Annotated in this window: 12 protein-coding genes; 4 read left to right on the plus strand and 8 right to left on the minus strand. The window is 66.6% G+C overall.

Going from position 1 to position 15861, the window contains the following annotated elements; translation table 11 throughout:
- Window positions 1-245: 245 nt before the first annotated feature.
- The 7 genes from BUB09_RS12675 to uraH are packed head-to-tail and all read right to left on the minus strand — an operon-like array spanning window position 246 to window position 9102.
- Window positions 246-1172: an ABC transporter permease gene (locus BUB09_RS12675; protein ID WP_072898111.1), complete on the minus strand. Its 927-nt coding sequence runs from the start codon at window positions 1170-1172 to the stop codon at window positions 246-248.
- Complete coding sequence (locus tag BUB09_RS12680) at window positions 1169-2230, minus strand: ABC transporter permease (RefSeq protein ID WP_072898112.1); 1062 nt, start codon at window positions 2228-2230, stop codon at window positions 1169-1171. Before BUB09_RS12680 ends, BUB09_RS12675 begins: the two co-directional genes overlap by 4 nt.
- Window positions 2214-3806: an ABC transporter ATP-binding protein gene (locus tag BUB09_RS12685; RefSeq protein WP_072898299.1), complete on the minus strand. Its 1593-nt coding sequence runs from the start codon at window positions 3804-3806 to the stop codon at window positions 2214-2216. Before BUB09_RS12685 ends, BUB09_RS12680 begins: the two co-directional genes overlap by 17 nt.
- Complete coding sequence (gene xdhC / locus BUB09_RS12690) at window positions 3803-4912, minus strand: xanthine dehydrogenase accessory protein XdhC (RefSeq protein ID WP_072898113.1); 1110 nt, start codon at window positions 4910-4912, stop codon at window positions 3803-3805. Before xdhC ends, BUB09_RS12685 begins: the two co-directional genes overlap by 4 nt.
- Window positions 4909-7245 carry a xanthine dehydrogenase molybdopterin binding subunit gene (gene xdhB / locus BUB09_RS12695; protein ID WP_072898114.1) on the minus strand — a complete coding sequence of 779 codons (2337 nt, stop codon included), beginning with the start codon at window positions 7243-7245 and terminating at the stop codon, window positions 4909-4911. Before xdhB ends, xdhC begins: the two co-directional genes overlap by 4 nt.
- Complete coding sequence (xdhA, locus tag BUB09_RS12700) at window positions 7242-8732, minus strand: xanthine dehydrogenase small subunit (RefSeq protein ID WP_072898115.1); 1491 nt, start codon at window positions 8730-8732, stop codon at window positions 7242-7244. The genes xdhB and xdhA overlap by 4 nt, the downstream gene beginning before the upstream one ends.
- Window positions 8733-8751: 19 nt before the next feature.
- Window positions 8752-9102, minus strand: a complete 351-nt coding sequence (gene uraH, locus BUB09_RS12705) for a hydroxyisourate hydrolase (RefSeq protein ID WP_072898116.1) — start codon at window positions 9100-9102, stop codon at window positions 8752-8754.
- A gap of 306 nt (window positions 9103-9408) precedes the next feature.
- Here uraH and BUB09_RS12710 point away from each other — a divergent pair, with 306 nt between their 5' ends.
- From BUB09_RS12710 to BUB09_RS12725, 4 genes are all read left to right on the plus strand, one after another.
- Window positions 9409-10521 carry a BMP family ABC transporter substrate-binding protein gene (locus BUB09_RS12710; protein WP_084083411.1) on the plus strand — a complete coding sequence of 371 codons (1113 nt, stop codon included), beginning with the start codon at window positions 9409-9411 and terminating at the stop codon, window positions 10519-10521.
- A 159-nt stretch (window positions 10522-10680) separates the two neighbouring features.
- Complete coding sequence (locus tag BUB09_RS12715) at window positions 10681-13164, plus strand: TonB-dependent siderophore receptor (RefSeq protein ID WP_072898301.1); 2484 nt, start codon at window positions 10681-10683, stop codon at window positions 13162-13164.
- A 124-nt stretch (window positions 13165-13288) separates the two neighbouring features.
- Complete coding sequence (locus tag BUB09_RS12720; protein ID WP_175550198.1) at window positions 13289-14236, plus strand: phosphorylase family protein; 948 nt, start codon at window positions 13289-13291, stop codon at window positions 14234-14236.
- 46 nt (window positions 14237-14282) lie between these two features.
- On the plus strand, window positions 14283-15398 hold the full coding sequence (locus BUB09_RS12725; RefSeq protein ID WP_217650299.1) for a purine nucleoside permease: 1116 nt from the start codon (window positions 14283-14285) through the stop codon (window positions 15396-15398).
- A gap of 28 nt (window positions 15399-15426) precedes the next feature.
- On the opposite strand, the gene BUB09_RS12730 is transcribed toward BUB09_RS12725, so the two are convergent.
- Window positions 15427-15858, minus strand: a complete 432-nt coding sequence (locus BUB09_RS12730) for an SRPBCC family protein (protein WP_072898118.1) — start codon at window positions 15856-15858, stop codon at window positions 15427-15429.
- Window positions 15859-15861: the final 3 nt, after the last annotated feature.

Raw genomic sequence — 15861 nt, forward strand, 5'->3', positions numbered from 1 at the left:
ATGGATGGGCAGTCGAGGGATTACGCGACAGGACGTCGCGTAGTCCCGACCCCGAGCACGGTCTTGCCCGCGGGGACCGGCGCCAGCCGGCGCTTCTCCAGGGTGTGCTTTCTTTTGGTGACTTTTCTTTGCACAAGCAAAGAAAAGTTACCCCCCGCCGGGCAGGCGAAACCTCACCGCCCGCGCGATCTCCAATTCGCAACAAATGCGGTCCAAGCAAACCGCTAGCTCCAAGCGCAGCAAGCCTACGCATCGGGATGAAACCCCTTCCCCAGCGACGCCGGCTGATTCAACAGAATCGTCTTCGGATCACGACAGATGATCACCAGCACCACGATCGTCGCCGCATACGGCAGCATCGACAGAAACTCCGACGGCACCGTCAAACCAAAACCCTGCGCATACAACTGCAGCACCGTCACACCACCAAACAGATACGCACCGAGCAACACCCGCAGCGGCTTCCAAGTGGCAAACACCACCAGCGCCAATGCGATCCAGCCCCGTCCGCTGCTCATGCCTTCGACCCACATCGGCGTCAGCGCCGTCGACAGATAAGCGCCGGCAATGCCGCTGCAGGCGCCGCCGAACATCACGGCCCGATAGCGCGTCTTCTGCACCGGGTGGCCGATCGCGTGCGAAACCGACGGCGCCTCGCCGATCGCGCGCAAGCGCAGCCCGGCGTGGCTGCGCGACAAAAACCATTGCACCGCGAAGAACAGCGCAATCGAGCCATAGACCAGCGCGTTGAACTGAAACAGCAGCGCGCCGACCACCGGCAGGTCACTCAGCAACGGAATGTGCAGCGCGTCGGCGCCGTCGATCGGCTGGCCGGCATAGCTCCGGCCGACGAAGGCCGACAGCCCGGCACCGAACAAGGTCAGCGCCAGGCCCGTGGCGACCTGATTGGCTTGCAGCGTGATCGTCAGCACGCCGAACACCAGTGACATCAGCACGCCGGCCAGCATTGCCGCCAGATAGCCGAGCACCAGGCTGCCGCTATTGACGCCGACGATGAAGCCGACGACGGCGCCGACCAGCATCATGCCCTCGACGCCCAGGTTCAGAACGCCGGCCTTCTCGGTGACCAGCTCGCCCAGTGCGGCGTAGATCAGCGGCGTGGCGGCGACCACGGTGCTGACGAAGATCGCGATCCAGGTATCGAGGCTCATCGTGCAGACCCGGTGATGCGGAAGTTGACCAGCAGATCGGCCGCGAGCAGAAAGAACAGCAGCAAGCCCTGGAACAGCCCGGTGATCGCCGACGGCAAGGCCAGCTCGATCTGCGCCTGCTCGCCGCCCAGGTACAGCAGCGACATCAGCAGCGAGCCGAGCAGAATGCCGAGCGGATGCAGTCGCCCCACGAAGGCGACGATGATCGCGGCGAAGCCGTAGCCCGGCGACACTTGCGGCTGCAACTGTCCGATCGGCCCGGCGACTTCGGCGATGCCGGCAAGGCCGGCCGTCGCCCCGCTGATCAGCAGCGCCAGCCAGATGTTGCGGCGCTCGCTGAAGCCGGCGTACGCGGCCGCGGCCGGCGCCAGACCGGCGACCTGCATCCGGTAGCCGGCATAGGTCTTGGCTGTGAACAGCCACGACAGCGCGGCCAGCAGCAGCGCGATCAGGAACGCGATGTTGGTGCGCACGCCGTCCCACAACAGCGGCAGCAGCTCCCAGTCGTTGAACAAACGCGACTGCGGAAAGTTGTAGCCGTCCGGATCGCGCCAGGGGCCGTGCACCAGATAGCCGAGCAGCAGCTGCGCGATATAGACCAGCATCAGGCTGACCAGGATTTCGCTGGTGTTGAAACGCGTGCGCAGCAGCGCCGGTATCGCCGCCCACAGCATGCCGCCGATGACGCCGGCGATCAGCATCGCCGGCAGCAGCCACGACGATTCGGTGTCGCCGAAGGCCAGCGCAACGCCGGCACCGCAGATGCCGCCGATCGTCAGCTGGCCTTCGGCGCCGATGTTCCAGACGTTGGAACGAAAGCCGATCGCCAAGCCCAAGCCGCACAACAGCAGCGGTGTGGTCTTCAGCAGCAGCTCGCCGATGCCGTAGACGCTGGCCAGCGGCTTGATGAAGAACACACGGAACGCATCGCCCGGCGCCTTGCCGAGCAGCACCAGAATCAGCATGCCGGTGACCAGCATCAGCAGCGTTGCCATCAGCGGCGCCGCCCAGCGCATCGCGGCCGACGGCGCCGCGCGCTTCTCAAGCCGCAGCCGCATCACGCACCTCCTGCTTGGCATCGGCCGCCGCAATAAAGCCGCCGGACATCCAGCTGCCGATTTCTTCGACGCTGGTCTGCGCCGGTGTGCGCGACGGCGACAGCCGGCCCTGCGCGATGACGACGAGGCGGTCGCAGATCGCGAACAACTCGTCGAGCTCTTCGGATACGACCAGCACGGCCACGTCGCGATTGCGCAGCTCGATCAGCGCCTGGCGGATCATTTGCGAGGCACCGACGTCGACGCCCCAGGTCGGCTGCGCAGCGACCATCACTTGCGGGTCGAGCCGCACCTCGCGGCCAACGATGAACTTCTGCAGATTGCCTCCAGACAGGCTGCTGGCGATGCTGGATTCACCGCCGCATTTGACGTTGAACGCGGCGATCACGCCGGTCGCGAAGTCACGCGCGGCGCGGCGGCTGACCAGCCCATGGCGGAGCATCGCCGGCGCGGTCGCCGCACCGGTCAGCAGCGCGTTGTCCGACAGGCTCATCGCCGGCACCGCGCCACGACCGAGCCGCTCTTCGGGTACGAATCCCAGTCCAAGCCGGCGTCGCGCCGCCGGGCCGAGACGGCCCACCGGCTGCCCGCCGATGCGCACCGCGCCGACATCCGGGCTCAGACATTCGCCGGACAGCGCCGCCATCAGCTCCTTTTGGCCATTGCCGGATACACCGGCAATGCCGACGATCTCGCCGCGGCGCACGCGCAGATCGACGCGTTGCAGATGCGTGCCGAACGGATCGCTCGACGGCAGATTCAGATTGGTCAGCTCCAGCATGATCTCGCCGGGCTGCTTCGGCGGCAGCTGGCACGGCGACAGCTCGCTGCCGATCATCAGCCGCGCCAGCCCCGCATCGTCTTCGAGTCGCGGTGTCGCCGTGCCCGCGAGCCGGCCGCCACGGAGCACGGTGGCGGTATCGCACAGCTGACGGATCTCATCGAGCTTGTGGCTGATGTACAGAATGCTGACGCCTTCGGACGCGAGCCGGCGCAGCGTGCCGAACAGCGTCTGCACCGCTTGCGGCGTCAGCACCGACGTCGGCTCGTCCATGATCAGTAGCTGGGGCGCTTGCAGCAGGCAGCGCACGATCTCGACGCGCTGGCGCTCACCGACCGACATGCTGTGCACCAGCCGCTTCGGGTCCACCGGCAGGCCGTAGCGCTCGCTGACCTCATTGATGCGGGCATCCAGCGTCGACGGTGCTGCGCGATGGTCCAGCGCCAGCGCGATGTTCTCGGCGACGGTCAGCGTTTCGAACAGCGAAAAATGCTGGAACACCATGCCGATGCCGAGCGCGCGCGCCTTGGCCGGGCTGTCGATCGTCACCGGCTCGCCTTGCCAGTGGATCGTGCCGGCGTCGGGCCGCGTGACGCCGTAGACGATCTTCATCAGCGTGCTTTTGCCAGCACCGTTTTCACCCATCAGCGCGTGGATCTCGCCGGGCTGCACGGTCAGATCGACCGCGTCGTTGGCGACGACGCTGGGGTAGCGCTTGCTGATGCCGCGCAGCGCCAAGCGCGGTGCGGATCCGGGCGTGGCGGCGGACGTGGTCGGTGGGAAGGAATCGGTCATCGGCAGGTGTTGCATCCGGTGGCACTGCAATCGTCAAGCGGCGGCGTCGGCATCGGTGTCGGCGCTGCAGCGTCGGCCATCGTCAGCGTCTGCAGCAATTGTGCAGCGACGGCGACGGCGATCGCAGCCGGCCATTTGCTGGCGATGCCGGCGACACCGATCGGGCAGGTCAGCCGCGCAATCGTCGCGTCGTCGTAGCCGTCTTCGCGCGCGAGCCGCGAGCGGAAGCGCGCTGCCTTGCTGGCCGAGCCGATCAAACCAATGAAGGCGAGGTCGCGGCGGCGCAGCAGCGCGCGACACAGCGCGTAGTCCTGGGCATGGTCGTGCGTCAGCACCAGCACGCGTGCACCCGGCGGTATCTGCGCCACGGTGGCCGCAGGGTCGGCGGCACAGCGCAGGTCGATATCGTCGACGCCGCGCTGCGGAAACGCATCCGTACGCGAGTCGATCCACGTCAGCCGCAGCGGCAGATCGGCGATCACGCGTGCGATGGCCTGACCAACATGGCCGGCGCCATACAACCAGACCGGCGTGCGCGTGTCGCTGATCGACTCGGTCAGCGTGTAACCGCCGTCGGCGCTCGCTAGCAGACCCACGTCCGCCTGCATCGGAGAACGGCGCTGGCGCTCGACATGACCGTCGGCACGCAGCCGGCTGTGCAGCGTGCCGCCGTACTCGGCAATATCACTGAGCCACGCGAGGTCGCGCGTGTCGTAGCGGTCCAGCCACAGATCGACGACGCCGCCGCAGCACTGCGCCAGCTCGCGACCGAGTACGAAGCGCTGCACGCGCGCAGAGCCTGCGCGGCCCGGCACGGCGCCCGTCAGCAGTTCGCGCGCGGCGGCAACCGCCTGCCATTCCAGATGACCGCCGCCGATGCTGCCCTGGATGCCGTGAGTATCGACCAGCATCACCGCGCCGGCATCGCGCGGTGCCGAGCCGCGTACCGCGGCCACCAGCACGCGAACGACGGCGCCGTCGCGCTGCACGCTGCGCAGCGCCGCGCGCGGCCAATGCGGCAATGCGCGCAACCAGCCGGCGTCGCCATCGGCGGCCAGTGCCGATGGTGAGGCAGGCAATGCGTCAAAGCGCAGCGCCGCGCTCACGGCGCCGTCTCGACCGCACGCAGTTGTTCGATCGCCGCCAGCACCGCTTCGGCGGTCGCCGGCGCTTGCAAGGGCACGTTGCGACCGGGCGCGGCGCAAGCGGCAACCGCATCGCGGATCGCATGGAACACCGACATCGCCAGCATCAGTGGCGGCTCACCGACGGCCTTGGACCGGTAGATCGTGTCTTCGCCGTTGGGCTGCTGCTGCAGCAGATGCACATGCGCCTCGCGCGGCCAGTCATACGCGGTCGGAATCTTGTACGTGGCCGGCGCATGGGTCTTGAGCTCGCCGCGCGCGTTCCACCACAGCTCTTCGGTCGTCAGCCAGCCAGCGCCCTGCAGGAAGCCGCCTTCGATCTGGCCGATGTCGAGCGCCGGGTTCAGTGAGCGCCCGACGTCGTGCAGGATGTCGACGCGCTGCAGCTGGCTTTCGCCGGTCAAGGTATCGACAGCGACTTCGGATACCGCCGCACCGTAGGCGTAGTAGAAGAACGGCCGGCCGCGCAACGCGGTGCCGTCCCAGTGAATCGCCGGCGTGCGGTAGTAGCCGGTGGCCGACAGCGAGATGCGCGCCATGTAGGCCTGCGCGACCAGCTTGGCGAACGGCAGCGCTCGCTCACCGAGCCAGACGACACCGTTGTCGAATCGGATTGCACCGGCGGGGACATCGAAGGCGGTGGCCGCCCATTCCACCAGCCGCAAGCGCAGCGTCTGTGCGGCCGCTTGCGCCGCCTTGCCGTTGAGGTCGGACCCGCTCGATGCGGCGGTCGCCGACGTGTTCGGCACCTTGCTGGTGTCGGCGGCGGTGACGCGGATCGCCGACAAAGGCAGGCCAAGCTCGGTGGCGACCACTTGCGCCACCTTGGTGTACAGGCCCTGCCCCATCTCGGTGCCGCCGTGATTCAGCATCACGGTGCCGTCGTTGTAGATGTGGATCAGCGCGCCCGCCTGGTTGTAGTGCGTGGCGTTGAACGAGATGCCGAACTTGACCGGCGTCAGCGCGATGCCGCGCTTGATCGTCGCGCTGCCAGCGTTCCATTGCGCGATCGCAGCACGCCGCTCGCGATAGCCGCTGCTGCTGAGCAGCCGCTCGCTGAGCGTGTCGAGCACATTGCCGTCGACGGACTGACCGTAGGGCGTGATGTTGCGCGGCGCCGCGCCGTAGAAATTGGCGCGGCGCACGTCGAGCGGGTCGCGCTGCAAGCGGCGCGCAATGTCGTCGATCACCGCTTCGATCACCATCATGCCCTGCGGCCCGCCGAAGCCGCGGAACGCGGTGTTGGACACCGTATGGGTTTTGCAGCGGTGCGAGACGATCTCGACGTGTTCCAGAAAATACGCGTTGTCGACGTGGCAGATCGCGCGGTCGTTGACCGGCCCGGACAGATCGGCCGAGTAGCCGCAGCGCGCAGCCAGCATCACGCTCAGTGCGCAGATGCGGCCGTCATCGTCGTAGCCGACGTCGTAGTCGGCGATCATGTCGTGGCGCTTGCCAGTGGCCAGCATGTCGACGTCGCGGTCCAGGCGCAGCTTCACCGGACGCCCGGTCTTGCGCGCCAGCACGGCTGCAGCGGCGGCGATCAGCGCGGGCTGGCTTTCCTTGCCGCCGAAGCCGCCGCCCATGCGGCGGCACTGCACGATCACATCGTGTGCGCGCAGCTTCAGTGCAGCGGCCACGATGTGCTGCACTTCGGTCGGATGCTGGGTCGAGCTGTGAATCAGCATCGCCCCGTCTTCCTGCGGGATCGCGACGGCGATCTGGCCTTCGAGATAGAAATGATCCTGGCCGCCGATCGACAGCGTGCCCTGCATCCGGCGCGGCGCACGCACAAGCGCAGCTTGCGGATCACCGCGCCGCAGCGTCTTGCTTGGAATCACGAAGCTCTGCGCCGCCAGTGCGCTGCGCACGTCGAGAATCGCCGGCAGCTCGTCGTAATCGACGCGCGCCAGCACGGCGGCGCGACGCGCCTGCAGATGCGTGTTCGCGGCGACCGCGAACATCGGCTGGCCGGCGAACTGCACCAGCGTGTCGGTGAAGATCGGGTCGTCGTGAACGACGCTGCCGTAGTTGTTCTCGCCGGGGATATCCGACGGCAGACCGACCGCGACGACGCCGGGCGCCGCGAGCACCGCACTCAGATCGAGCTGGCGGATGCGCGCATGCGCGACGCGGCTCAGGCCAAAGGCCGCATGCAGCGTACCGGCCGGCAACGGGATGTCGTCGGCGTACTGAGCACGGCCGGTCACATGCAGGTGTGCACTTTCGTGGCGCAGCGCCCGCCCGGCCAGCTCGGCGGTCGGCAGCGCGTCGGCCTCGCGGATCACGCTCATGCCGGGGCGTCCAGGCTGCCGGCATCCAGCGCATGCGTGCGCAGCGGTGTCGCCGCCTGGGTTTGTTCGAGCGCGAAGCGGCGCAGCAAGTTGCCGGCGGCACGCAGGCGATAGGCGCTGCTGGCGCGCAGATCACTCAGCGGCTGGAAGTCGGTTGCGAGTGCGGCAGCGGCAGCATCGAAGCTCGCCACCGACAGCGTCTGGCCGATCAGCTGCGCTTCGGTGGCGATGGCGCGCTGCGGCGTCGCGGCCATGCCGCCGAACGCGATCCGCGCATCGACGATGACGGCATCGGCATCGAGGGTGAGGTTGATGCCGACACAGACGGCGGAGATATCCTGCTCGATGCGCTTGGACAGCTTGTAGCTGGCAATGCGCTGCGCCGGCTGCGGCGCCGGCACGTAGACCGCCGCGACGAATTCGCCCGGTGCGAGGTCTTTTTGCTGATAGCCCAGGTAGAACGCGTCCAGCGGCAGGCATCGCGTTGTACCGCTGTGATGATGCAGTTCGATCGTCGCGCCGAGTGCGATCAGCGCCGGCATCGCATCGCCGATCGGCGAGCCATTGGCCAGGTTGCCGCACAGCGTGCCGGCGTTGCGTACCGGCGGTGACGCGAACCGCTGCGCCAGCTCGTCGAGCATCGGATACCGCGCCACGATCGCCGCCCAGGCATCGGTGTGCGATACCGCGGCGCCGATCCGCAAGCGGCCGTCGGCGTCGGTGTCGATCGTGCGCAGTTCGGCGACGTCACCCAGATAGACCATCGGCGGCAGATCGCGCAGCAGCTTGGTGACCCACAGGCCGATATCGGTGCCGCCGGCCAGCAGCAGCGCCTGCGGCTGCGCGGCCAGCGCCTCGCACAACTGCTTCAGTGTGCGCGGCGCCTGGAAGCCCGGCAGGCTCAAGCCCTGGTCGCGGCGCAGCGCCAGCAGCGCTTGCACGCGCTCGGCGCGATCGGCGTCGGCAGCGCTCCAGCGCGCCGGTGTCGGGTATTGGTGCATCCGGCAGCCGGCATCGATCAGCGGACGATAGCCAGTGCAGCGACACAGGTTGCCGGCCAGCGCGGCGATCACGCGCTCGCGCGTCGGCGCGGCATCCGGCGTCGCCAGATAGAGCGCCAGCAGCGACATCACGAAGCCCGGCGTGCAGAAACCGCACTGCGAGCCGTGGGCGTCGACGATCGCTTGCTGTACCGGATGCAGCGTATCGCCGTCGCGCAGGCTTTCGACGGTGACCAGCTCGCGGCCGTCGATCGTCGGCAAGAAGCGAATGCAGCTGTTGACCGCGCGGTAGTCGACGGCGCTGCCGTCGGGCGACAGTTCGCCGAGCACGACGGTGCAAGCACCACAATCGCCTTCAGCGCAGCCTTCCTTGGTGCCACGGCGGCCAGCGTGCTCGCGCAGGTAGTCGAGCAGCGTCATCGTCGGCGCGACGTCGGCGACCGTCACGGTCTGGCCGTCGAGCACGAAGCGGATCGCGTCGCTCATCGCCGGAAGCTCCGCTGCGTCAGCTGCCGCGATACGTGGAGTAGCTCCACGGCGACACCAGCAGCGGCACATGGTAGTTGGCGGCGGCATCGGCGATGCCGAAGCACAGTACGACGCGGTCGAAGAACGGCGGCTCCGGCAGCGTAACGCCCCGCGCGCGGAAGTAGTCGGCGACGTCGAACACCAGATCATAGGCACCGGCCTGCAGCGCCTCGCCGTGCAGCAGCGGGGCATCGGTGCGTCCGTCGGCATTGGTCTGCGTCTGCACCAGCGGCTGCGTGCGGTCGCCGGCGCGATACAGCGTCACGCCGACACCGGCCGCCGGACAACCGTGCGCGGTATCGAGAACGTGCGTCGACAACTTGCCCATCACGACGACTCCTGGCAGCGGCGGCTTGGCGGATTGATCAACGATCCGCCTCCACATTGCATACAAAACGATGTGGCTGGCAAGGCAAGGCGCGTGCCACGGACACCGGCCGCAACGCAGCGATCCGCGCTGAGGGCCGCCGTTCTGCCCGTCGCAATCGTTGTCGGCACAGGCCATGCTTGGCGAATCCGCGCGATGAAGCGACGCCATGGCACGACCATTGCCTGTGCGTTACATCGCATTTTGTATGCAATCCGGAGCGGCAGGTTCCGGTATTGCGCCCCTTCTTTAGGCCGCCAACCCTCCATGAAGCCACTTGCCTCCGTCGAACCCAAGCCCAGCCACGGCATCTCGCGCTGGCGGGTCGGCCTGCTCGCACTGGGTTTGTCGCTTGGACTGGCATCGGCCAGCGCTGCCGCACCGTTGAAAGTCGCGTTCGTCTATGTCGGCCCGGTCGGTGATGCCGGCTGGAGCTACGCGCACGACCAGGGCCGGCTGGCGCTGGAGAAAGAACTCGGCGCGCAGGTCAAGACCACTTATGTCGAAAGCGTGCCCGAAGGCGCGGACGCCGAGCGCGTGATCCGCCAGCTGGCCGTCGATGGCAACCAGCTGATCTTCACCACGTCGTTCGGCTACATGGAAGCCACGGTCAAAGTGGCGCGGATGTTCCCGAAGGTCGTGTTCGAGCACGCCACCGGGTTCAAGAAGACCAAGAACCTCGGCGTCTACGAAACACGCTTCTACGAAGGCGCTTATCTGCTCGGCGTGCTCGCCGGCGGCACCACCAAAAGCAACACGCTGGGCTTCGTCGGCTCGTTCCCGATTCCCGAAGTGATCCGCAACATCGACGCCTTCACGCTCGGCGCACAAAGCGTCAATCCCAAGATCAAGACCAAGGTGATCTGGGTCAACACCTGGTACGACCCCGGCAAGGAGCGTCAGGCCGCCGAGACGCTGATCGCCCAGGGCGCCGACGTGATGTGCCAGAACACCGATTCGCCGGCCACGCTGCAGGTCGCGCAGGAAAAAGGCGTCTATGCCTGCGGCTGGGACTCGGACATGTCGCGCTTCGCGCCCAAGGCGCAGATCAGCGCCAACATCAATAACTGGGGTCCTTACTACGTCAAGGTGGCGCGCGACGTGATCGCCGGCACCTGGAAACCAAGCGACACCAAGCTCGGCATCGCCGACGGCGGCGTCAAGCTCGCACCGGTGTTGCCGAGCGTGCCGGCCGCTGCGGTGAAAGCGTTCGAAGATAAGAAGGCGGCGATCGCCGCCGGCACGTTTGCGCCATTTCAAGGCCCGATCAAAGACCAGAGCGGCACCGTGAGGGTGCCGGCCGGATCGGTGATGTCGGTGCCCGACATGATGGCAATCAATTGGTATGTCGCGGGTGTCGAGGGGTCGATCCCGAAATAGTGCGGCCGCGCCGTGGCGCGGCATCGCCGGGTTGAAGCGGGCGCGAGGCAGGCCTCGCGGGGATTGGGATGCGGTGGTTCATTTTTGGCTCAACGTGGTTATCTGGGGGAATTCATGAAGCGTGTACGTCGGTCCCGTGACAAGCGGGCGTTGGTGGTGATGACCCTGGTCGGCGGCGCCGCGCTGCCGGGCGTGGCGATCGCCGAGATCGCCAGTGGCACCGAAGTGGCCCAAGCGGAAGTCGCGGCTGCCGATACGGCGTCCGAAGGCATCGAAGAGGTCATCGTCAATTCGCGCGTCAACAAGGAAGTGAACATCCTGCCGCGCGAGCCGGTGGATTCGGTGTTCGGCTTCGAAAAGAGCATCACCGAAACGCCGCGTTCGCTGACCTCGATCAGCAACGAGACGCTGAACAAGCTCAACATCAACGAGATCGATGACCTGGTAGCGCTGAGCCCGGGCTCGTTCACGCAGTCGTTCTTCGGCGTCGCCGGTTCTCTGGACGTGCGCGGCACGCCGGGTGAAACCTACTTCCGCGGCATCCGCCGCATCGACAACCCGGGCAACTATCCGACGCCGATCGGCGCCAGCGACCGCATCGACATCGTCCGCGGTCCGGCCTCGCCGATCTATGGCCCGTCGAAGATCGGCGGTTATCTGAACTTCGTGCCCAAGTCGGCGCGCGCCAAAGATGGCCAGTACTCGAAGGACGCGCTCGGCGAGCTGGGCGTGACGCGCGGCAGCTGGGACAAGAACGTGCTGCACGCCGAAGTCGGCGGTCCGGGCAAGGTTGCCGGCAAGGAGTTCGGCTACTACCTGTACGCCGAAAGCGAAGACTCCGGCTCGTACTACCAGAACACCGAAACCAACCAGTCGCTGTATCAAGCGTCGTTGGACATGCAGCTCAGCGACAAGACGCGCATCGAGTTCGGCGGCTTGTACCAGAACTTCGACGGCAACCAGGTCGCCGGCTGGAACCGCCTGACGCAGGACTTGATCGACAACGGCACCTACATCACCGGCAGCCCGGTGTCGCTCGACACCAACGGCGACGGCCTGATGTCGGCGGCCGAAGCCGCCGCCGCGCCGGGCAAGGGCCTGGGCCTGTTCTATCCGTTCGGCAGCGCCGGCTTCCCCGGCATTCCGTTCGGCGACGTCAGCCAGCAGTCGGCGGCGACCGTCAACCAGGACCTCGACGAGCGCCCCGGTATGGCGCTGGTCAATCCGGGCACCGCCAAGATCAACGGCAGCCAGGTACTGGTGCAGGAAGACGACACGCTTGAGAGCAAGGTCGCCACGCTGTACTTCGACTTCATTCATGAGTTCGAAGGCGGCTTGAAGATGACCAACAAGTCGTTCTACGAGTCCTTGGACAACATCAACGAGAATGCCTACGGCTTCTCGCAGTACGCCAACACCTACGCGTTCGAAAACCAGCTGAACTTCTCGTTCAAGCAGGACTACGGCAAGTACGTCAGCGCTGCCTACCAGTTCGGCCCGTCGATCCGTTATCAGGACTTCGAACACGGCGACAACTTCGCCTACGAATACTTCGACCGCCGAGACATCACCAAGCCGGGCTCGCCGATCGACCGCCGCACGCTGTCGACGCGCGATGGCTCGACGATCGAACCGTTCTCGACGCACACCGTCGGTCACTACACCGACCTCGGTGCCGCATTCCTGGCCGACGTGTCGGTGATCGAAGACATCAACCTGCTGGTCGGCGCGCGTTACGACAGCATCGACATCACGTCGACCTGCCTCGAAGACACGCTCGACTGCACCGGCTTTGCCGGCGTCAAGCAGACTGACAAGGAAGATGCGTTCTCGTGGACCGGCAGCTTGTCGTACAAGATTCCGGGCACCGGCCTGATTCCGTACGCCACGCGCGCCAAGCAGACGACGCTGGTCGTTGGCCAGGGCGGTGAAGTGCCGACCGAAAGCGTGCTCAGCGGTAACTCGGTGGCCGACTCGACGCTCGATGAAATCGGCTTGAAGGGCAACTTCTGGAAGGACCGTCTGTACGCAGCCGTCGCCTACTACAAGCAGAAGCGTGTCGACTTCAGCGCGCAGAACACGGTGACCAACAACACCACGGAATCCGAAGGTATCGAGTTCGAGTTCCGCGGCGCGATCACCAACAACCTGGCGTTGAGCGGTGCGTTCACGACGATCGAAGTCACCAACCTGACGGCGCGCGAAAATGGCCTGCAGTTCGGCTTCGCCGGTGCTGGCGATCTGCCGGCTGGCGTCGATCCGTCGAAGATGTTCGGCGGTGTCGTCAACGGTCTGACGGTCGACCCGGATGGCCGCAAGGCCGGCGTGCCCGAGAAGATCTACAGCGTCTACCTGATCTACAACTTCGATCAGGGCGTGCTCGAAGGCCTGACGACGACGGTTGGCGTGACGCATGTCGAGTCGACGTTCTCCGGCTTCTCCAAGGCGGTGCTGCTGCCGTCTTACACGCTGCTCAACGCCGGCCTGAACTACGAGACCAAGCACTGGAAGCTCGGCCTGCAGGGCAAGAACCTGACCGACGAGCGTTACTTCCGCTCGAACTTCCCCGACCTGTTCGGTTCCTCGGTCGTGCTGCCCGAGTTGCCGCGCAACTACCTGGCTTCGATCACCTACAAGTTCTGATCGCGGCCAGCCGTCACGCCACCGGACGGGCCGCAAGCCCGCTCCGGCACGCGGTATCAGCGCCGGCCGGGATTTCCCGGCCGGCGTTTTTTGTTGAACCGGACACTGCAATGGAGATGCGACGATGAAACACGCCGCGATGCGCCTGATCACTGCCCTGTGGCTGACGCTGCTGGGCCACATCGGCATGGCCGGCGCCGCTGCGCCGGCGATCGAACGCCTCGAACCGAAAGCCGCACCGCGCGCGACGATCGCGCTGGTCGGCGGCACCTTCATCAACGACGCCCTGCTGAAGCGTCGCGACATTCTGAAGCGCGCATTTACGATCAAAACGGCGGCGGGCCTGTCGCCGACGATCTGGTACGCCGAAACCGATGGCGTGCCGTTCTATTACGTCCACATGCACGGCGACGGCCGCTACGTCGAAACCTGGGCGGCGCTACGCCTGCTCGGCGTGCGCAACGCAATCGGCGGTGCGACGGCCGGCGGCATCAATCCGGCGATGAAGCTGTACGACTACGTCGTGCCGCATGACTTCATCGACCTGAACATCACCCGTCCGCTGGCGATGCCGGCCGACACCTACGAAGACCCGAACGCGATTCCGATCCCGCGCTATACGCCGGCGATGGACCCGCTGCTGCAGCAGATCCTGATCGAGCAGACACGCCGGGCGATCCGCGCCGATGCGCAGTACGGCGACATCAACCTGCATGAGCGCGGCGTCGTGATCCAGTCGCGCGGCGGTCGCTTCGAGACGGCCAGCGAAGTGCGGATGATGGCGTCCTGGGGCGCCGATCTGGTGACGATGAGCATCGGCACCGAAATGACCTATGCGCGGATGATGGGCATCCATTACGCGGCGCTGGTGTCGATATCGAACCCGGCCGAAGGCGTTGGTGAATGGACTTGGGACACGCTCAAGCAGGTCTATCCGCGGATCAATCCGCTGAGCCTGCGCATCGTGCTGGCCGCGATCCCGAAGATCGCCGCGATCGACCCGAACACACCGCGCGTTGGCGATGCACTGCGCTTCCATCCCGAAATGACCAGCGAGCCGTCGGCGCCGTGAAGCCGCGGCGCGACACGCTGCACGTTCTCCACACAAGGACCACGCAATGACCTCTTTGACGATGCACTACGGCCGCACGCTGGCCTGCGCCAGCCTGCTGCTCGCCGCTTGCGGCAAGACGCCGCCCGCGCCGCCGGCCGCCCCGACAACGGCGGCGACCACCGCCGCTACAACCGCTGCGACGGCGCCGATCGAGATCAAGGTCGTCGTCGTGACGATGTTCGAGATCGGCCAGGACAGCGGCGATGTCGCCGGCGAATTCCAGCTGTGGCACGAACGGCAGAAGCTGACGCAGCGGCTGCCGTTTGCGCATCACCACGACCTGTATCTGAACCCCGACACCGGCGTGCTCGGCATGGTCACCGGCATGGGCTCGGTCAACTCGGCGACCGCCGTGATGGCGCTGGGCCTGGACCCGCGCTTCGATCTGTCGCATGCGTACTGGCTGGTGGCCGGCATCGCTGGCTTCGATCCGGCCGATGCCTCGCTCGGCTCGGCCGCCTGGGCCGAATACTTGGTCGACGCCGACCTCGCACACGAAATCGACCCGCGCGAGATGCCGAAGGATTGGCCGACCGGCTACTTCGCGCGCGGCACCAAGGGCCCGTATGCGCAGCCGCATCCGGCCTCGCAGGGCGAGGTGTTCCAGCTCAACGGCGCGCTGGCGAACTGGGCGTTCGAACTGACGCGCAACATGACGCTGGCCGACAGCGAAGCGCTGCAGAAGCGCCGCGCCTTGTACCAGGGCTACCCCAATGCGCAGAAGCCGCCGTTCGTGCTCAAGGGCGACAATCTCGCCGGCATGACCTACTGGCACGGCAAGCTGCTGAACGACTGGGCCAACGAATGGACGCGCTACTGGACCGACGGCAAGGGTGAGTTCGTGTCGTCGGCGATGGAAGACACCGGCAGCTTCCAGTCCCTGGTGTATCTGAGCCCAACCGGCAAGGTCGATCAGAACCGGATGATGGTGCTGCGCACGGCCAGCAATTACAGCATGCAGCCGCCCGGCGTCAGCGCCGCCGACAGCCTGCTGGGCGAACACGGCGAAGAAGGCTATTCGGGTCTGACCGCATCGGTCGAAGCGGCCTATCAGGTCGGCAGCAAGGTCGTCGACGAGATCGTCACCCACTGGGACCGCTACCGCGACCGCCTGCCGTAGCGGCGCAGTGCGGCGCCGCCGTCGTCGATCAGCGCGGCGGCAGCGCCCGCAACACGCGGCCCGAGTTCAGGTGCCAGCCCAGGCTCAGCGTGCGCGCCAGCAGCGCGCCGGTGCCGGGAATACGCGCGTCGAAGCCGATCCGGTAATCGACCAATGTGCGCTTGCCGTCGTCGCGGAAACGGATCTGGCCCAGATGGTTCTTCAGCGGGCCGCCGCGGCTGATGCGGTAGTCGATCGCGCGATCGCGCTCGAAGGCGATCACGGTCTCGTCGAACGACAGCGGTCCGGCCAGCAGCCGTCGCACCGAACCCACGCCATGCGGCTCATCACGGCCGGTGGCGACGACGCGGCACGGCATGCCGAACAACCAGCTGAAGCGGCGGTGGTCGGCAAACAGCTCGAAGACGGCCGCCAGCGGCGCGTCGACCTGGGCGGTGAAATGCAGTTGATGCTGCGGCATGAA

Origin of the sequence: Hydrocarboniphaga daqingensis (assembly GCF_900129825.1) — a bacterium.
Taxonomy (GTDB): Bacteria; Pseudomonadota; Gammaproteobacteria; order Nevskiales; family Nevskiaceae; genus Hydrocarboniphaga; species Hydrocarboniphaga daqingensis.

What these genes read in the sequence shown, in the direction of transcription:
- BUB09_RS12675 (WP_072898111.1), bottom strand. Translation starts at nt 1,172, where the DNA reads ATGAGCCTCGATACCTGGATCGCGATCTTCGTCAGCACCGTGGTCGCC.
- BUB09_RS12680 (WP_072898112.1), bottom strand. Translation starts at nt 2,230, where the DNA reads ATGCGGCTGCGGCTTGAGAAGCGCGCGGCGCCGTCGGCCGCGATGCGC.
- BUB09_RS12685 (WP_072898299.1), bottom strand. Translation starts at nt 3,806, where the DNA reads ATGACCGATTCCTTCCCACCGACCACGTCCGCCGCCACGCCCGGATCC.
- xdhB (WP_072898114.1), bottom strand. Translation starts at nt 7,245, where the DNA reads ATGAGCGTGATCCGCGAGGCCGACGCGCTGCCGACCGCCGAGCTGGCC.
- xdhA (WP_072898115.1), bottom strand. Translation starts at nt 8,732, where the DNA reads ATGAGCGACGCGATCCGCTTCGTGCTCGACGGCCAGACCGTGACGGTC.
- uraH (WP_072898116.1), bottom strand. Translation starts at nt 9,102, where the DNA reads ATGGGCAAGTTGTCGACGCACGTTCTCGATACCGCGCACGGTTGTCCG.
- BUB09_RS12710 (WP_084083411.1), top strand. Translation starts at nt 9,409, where the DNA reads ATGAAGCCACTTGCCTCCGTCGAACCCAAGCCCAGCCACGGCATCTCG.
- BUB09_RS12715 (WP_072898301.1), top strand. Translation starts at nt 10,681, where the DNA reads ATGACCCTGGTCGGCGGCGCCGCGCTGCCGGGCGTGGCGATCGCCGAG.
- BUB09_RS12720 (WP_175550198.1), top strand. Translation starts at nt 13,289, where the DNA reads ATGAAACACGCCGCGATGCGCCTGATCACTGCCCTGTGGCTGACGCTG.
- BUB09_RS12725 (WP_217650299.1), top strand. Translation starts at nt 14,283, where the DNA reads ATGACCTCTTTGACGATGCACTACGGCCGCACGCTGGCCTGCGCCAGC.
- BUB09_RS12730 (WP_072898118.1), bottom strand. Translation starts at nt 15,858, where the DNA reads ATGCCGCAGCATCAACTGCATTTCACCGCCCAGGTCGACGCGCCGCTG.